The organism is Kribbella sp. NPDC026596 (genome assembly GCF_040638415.1).
Classification (GTDB): Bacteria; Actinomycetota; Actinomycetes; order Propionibacteriales; family Kribbellaceae; genus Kribbella.
The window spans coordinates 1-3,772 of sequence record NZ_JBEZYF010000148.1; the positions used below are offsets into that span (position 1 = coordinate 1).

Annotated in this window: 6 protein-coding genes; 2 read left to right on the forward strand and 4 right to left on the reverse strand. The window is 68.4% G+C overall.

From position 1 onward, the window contains the following. Positions 1–180 (forward strand): hypothetical protein (locus AB0E63_RS46255; protein WP_360381241.1); only part of this gene is annotated, 180 nt, incomplete at its 5' end. A gap of 44 nt (positions 181–224) precedes the next feature. Here AB0E63_RS46255 and AB0E63_RS46260 read toward each other — a convergent pair. Next, positions 225–878 (reverse strand): response regulator transcription factor, encoded by a 654-nt coding sequence (locus tag AB0E63_RS46260; protein WP_360381243.1) that lies wholly within the window; start codon positions 876–878, stop codon positions 225–227. A 195-nt stretch (positions 879–1,073) separates the two neighbouring features. Here AB0E63_RS46260 and AB0E63_RS46265 point away from each other — a divergent pair, with 195 nt between their 5' ends. Further along, the gene (locus tag AB0E63_RS46265; protein ID WP_360381245.1) at positions 1,074–1,721 is read left to right on the forward strand and encodes a pyridoxamine 5'-phosphate oxidase family protein; all 648 of its coding nucleotides are present in this window, start codon (positions 1,074–1,076) and stop codon (positions 1,719–1,721) included. 55 nt (positions 1,722–1,776) lie between these two features. On the opposite strand, the gene AB0E63_RS46270 is transcribed toward AB0E63_RS46265, so the two are convergent. The 3 genes from AB0E63_RS46270 to AB0E63_RS46280 are packed head-to-tail and all read right to left on the reverse strand — an operon-like array spanning position 1,777 to position 3,519. Further along, on the reverse strand, positions 1,777–2,016 hold the full coding sequence (locus tag AB0E63_RS46270; protein ID WP_360381248.1) for an SHOCT domain-containing protein: 240 nt from the start codon (positions 2,014–2,016) through the stop codon (positions 1,777–1,779). Between the two features lie 17 nt (positions 2,017–2,033). After that, positions 2,034–2,576: a hypothetical protein gene (locus AB0E63_RS46275; protein ID WP_360381250.1), complete on the reverse strand. Its 543-nt coding sequence runs from the start codon at positions 2,574–2,576 to the stop codon at positions 2,034–2,036. Positions 2,577–2,598: 22 nt separating this feature from the next. Next, positions 2,599–3,519: a universal stress protein gene (locus tag AB0E63_RS46280; protein WP_360381252.1), complete on the reverse strand. Its 921-nt coding sequence runs from the start codon at positions 3,517–3,519 to the stop codon at positions 2,599–2,601. Positions 3,520–3,772 lie beyond the last annotated feature (253 nt).

Genomic DNA, 3,772 nt, shown 5'->3' on the forward strand with positions numbered 1-3,772 from the left:
CTGGACCGCTACCACCTCGCCCTCGACGTCATCGACCGCGTCCCCGGCCTCGGCCAGCGGGCCGCCGACGTACGGCAGTGGCTCATCGACCAGCGAGCCGGGCACCACGCCTACATCCTCGCTCACGGCGAGGACATGCCCGAGATCAGGAACTGGCGCTGGCCGGGGACGCGGACCTGACCGTGAAGAAGGTCGTCGCAGGCATCGACGGTGCCACGAGCCGCCTAGGACTGCGGGTGCTTGTTCGCGTGTTCGACGGCGAAGACGGCGGCTTCGGTGCGGCGTTCGAGGTTGAGTTTGCGCAGCAGCGACGAGACATAGTTCTTGACCGTCTTCTCGGCCAGGTACAGCGATTGGGCGATCTGCCGGTTGGTCTTGCCCGCGGCGATCTCGGCCAGGATCTTGCGTTCCTGATCGGTCAGCGACGCATACCTGGGATCCTCGTCGACGACCGGGTGACGCAGCCGCTCCAGCACCTTCGCCGTCATCGTCGGATCCAGCAGCGACTCACCGGCCGCGATCCGCCGTACCGCCTCGATCAGCGCGTCGCCGTGCACCTGCTTCAGCAGATACCCCGCCGCGCCGGCCATGATCGCCGTGAACAGCGCCTGATCGTCGGAGTACGACGTCAACATCAAACACGCCGGCGGATCATCCATCAACGAACGGACCTCCCGGCACACGGTGATCCCGTCGCCGTCCGGCAACCGGACATCCAGGACCGCGACATCCGGACGTACGGCGGGAATCCGCGCGATCCCCTCCGCCGCGGTCGAGCCGTCACCGACCACCTCGATGTCCGGCTCCGCATCCAGCAACTGGTGCAGTCCCAGCCGAACCACCTCATGGTCGTCCAGCAGAAACACCCTGATCGTCATCACCATCTCCTCCGGCCTCTCCCACCAGCATCGCGCCCTCGCCAGGAACGTGCCAGGGGCAACGGTCCCGCCCGACCCGGGACCTTCGGCGCGAAGGTGCCGACCGGCCCTGCTCCTTCAGGACATCTTGCCCTGCCCGCCGGGATGCCCGCCTGATTGGCTGGAACTGTCGAAACAGAGGAAAGGCGGACTCCGATGGACACCAGGTCACAGACCGTAGGCACACCGAGCGACCTCGGCATCCGCATCCGGGAGCGCCGGCTCGGCCTCGGCCTCAGCATCGCGGACATCGCGCAGCGGACGGGCTTGAGCAGGGAGCGCATCGTGCACGTCGAGACCCGGCCGTTCGCACTGACGGGCAGAGAACTCGCCCAGTTGTCGGCTGCCCTCGATATCAGCATCGGCGACCTGACCGGCCCGCACGAGCCGAGGACCCCGCAGCGTCCGCCGCTGGCACCCGTACTCGAGCCGATGCGCAAGGAGGAGTGCGTGAAGCTCATCGAGGCGGGGGGTGTCGGCCGGATCGCGTACAGCGGCGCCGACGAGCTGATGGTCATCCCGGTCAACTACTGCTACCTCAACGGCCTGATCATCTTCCGGACCGCGTCCGACAGCGTGGTCGCGCAGTACGACCTGGAACCGATCGCGTTCGAGCTCGACTTCACCGACGAGGGTCTGCAGGTTGGCTGGAGCGTCCTGGTGCACGGCATGGTCCGCCCGGTCACCAGCCAGGAGATCGATGTCGCCCGTGACCGGGTGAAGCCATGGGCCGGCGGAACCCGCGAGTCGTACATGGCCATCGAACCCCACCGCTTCACCGGCCGCCGCATTCGCTCCTGGTGAACGCGAAAGGGGGCCTCACCGTCACGGTTGACGGTGAGGCCCTCTTCCGCTGCCTTCAGCGATCCAGTTCGTGCTCGCGGAGGCGGGCGCGGGCTTCGTCGAAGTCCTCGCGGCTGATCTTGCCGGCGGCGAAGCGGCGCTCGAGGATGTCGAGCGGCGACGGGATGCTGGTGGGCGTCGGACGTGGCTGGTGGATCAGCCGGAGCGCGCCCCACACAGCTCCACCGGCGACGAGCACCCACAGCGTGACCACCAGGAGGATCCAGCCCACGTCGGGGCCCATCGCGTGCATCATCACCCCTCCTCAGGCTTTCAGGCGGCTGTCGCGGAGTGAGTCAGCAGACGACCGAGCTCCTCGCCCCAGTGGCGAGCGCGCTCGATCTCGACCTCGCGGATCGGCCCGGTCGACTCGTCGACGAAGAAGCTCGCCGATGGCGAGATCAGCCGGAAGCCCAGCTTCCGCAGCAGCTTCGCCGCCGACCGCGCCGCCGACCCCGGCAACCGGCGCACCTTGGCGATCCGGGTGTCGAACGTCGCCACCTCAAGGCGTCCGGACCTCGCGTCAGCGGCCAACGCACCGAGCCACTCGCGGATCCCGACCTCCACCGGCATCACCACGTCGCCCTGCTTCACCGCGTCCCGCCGAGTCGAAACCCGGCTCATCGAGAACGCGTGCGTCGGCCCTCCGACCACCAGCAGCCCCACGTCGGCGGGAATGACGGTCGGCGCCCGGTACGCCGGCACGATCTCCGTCTCCACACTCTGCCGCAGCCCGTCGCGGATCGCCCGCGCGATCCGCTCGGTGTTTCCGAACATCGACTCGTACACCACGAGCCCACGAACCGTCCCGGACATGATCAAATTCCTCCAATCAGAATCAGTACGTCGGTACGACGATTTCGCCGCGCCGGTTCGGCACGTGCTCACGCTCGGTGGCGGTCAGGTGATGAGGCACGATCGCGACCGGGCAGGTCATCGCGGCCACCGAACGGCGCGCCACCGGATCGACCGGCAACGGGCCGCTGTGCGAACCGACCACCACCAGGCCGACCTCACCACTTTCGTGGACGAGCGCGGCAGCCGGCTGACGGCTGCTCAGGAACCGCGTCACCCTCACATCCGGGAACTGCCTCGTCCACGGCGCGAGCGTCTCCGACAGCAGGTGATCCGCCCGGCTGATCCAGGAGTGTTCGGGGTCCTCGTCGTTCCAGGCGTGCTCAGCGGGCAGACCCGCATGCACGACGATCAGATCAGCCTCCCGGCCGGCCGCCATACCGAAGGCGAACTCGAGTGCCTCCGTCGACAGCCCCGTACCATCAATGCCGACGGCAACCTTGCGATCCACCAGCGACGGCTTCCACGAAGCCGGTACGACGACCACCGGGCAGCCGGCCCGACTGGCCAGCGTCAGGCTGGCGTGGGTGTTGATCAGCCGCTGCGGACCACGACTGCGCGCCCGCCCGACGACCAGCATCCGCGCCTTCCGCGCCGCGTGCGCCAGCACCCGCAGCCGCGAGCCCTCACCGGCCACCGCGGCCAACTCCATCGCATAGCCGTTGCAGTGCCGAACGTGCGCCACCGCGGCGCGCAACGCGTCGTCGGCCAGCTCAGCCGGCGGCTTCGGCGAATAGCCCGGCATCATCGGCGAGAACGAACCATGGGCCGTGTACGGCGCCACCAGCACCAGCTCCACGCCACACCGCAGCGCCTCCGCGACCGCGTAGTCGACGATCCGCAGGTTCTCCGCGGTACCGTCAACCTCAACCACGACCGGACCGGTCCGCGTCCACGTACTCATCTCTGTCACCTCTCTGTCACTTCGAGCCTGTCGCGTTCCCGTCGACATCGGCAGGGCCACGCAGGCCCTCCGCACCCGCCGGATGGACCGAGGTGCGGAGGACCTTCGACCAACGGACAGCCCGCGTGCCGGCTGGTCGTTCTGTTCACCGCAGCCACGGGTACTTGCGGACGAAGTCCAGGCTGCTCCACCACTTGCCGAGGCCCCACACGTTGCCAGCAGCAACGAGCGCGAGCACGACGACGGTGATGGC

Bases quoted from the DNA above. Each gene is read 5' to 3' on its own strand.
- AB0E63_RS46260 (WP_360381243.1), bottom strand. From the start codon at position 878: ATGACGATCAGGGTGTTTCTGCTGGACGACCATGAGGTGGTTCGGCTG.
- AB0E63_RS46265 (WP_360381245.1), top strand. From the start codon at position 1,074: ATGGACACCAGGTCACAGACCGTAGGCACACCGAGCGACCTCGGCATC.
- AB0E63_RS46270 (WP_360381248.1), bottom strand. From the start codon at position 2,016: ATGATGCACGCGATGGGCCCCGACGTGGGCTGGATCCTCCTGGTGGTC.
- AB0E63_RS46275 (WP_360381250.1), bottom strand. From the start codon at position 2,576: ATGTCCGGGACGGTTCGTGGGCTCGTGGTGTACGAGTCGATGTTCGGA.
- AB0E63_RS46280 (WP_360381252.1), bottom strand. From the start codon at position 3,519: ATGAGTACGTGGACGCGGACCGGTCCGGTCGTGGTTGAGGTTGACGGT.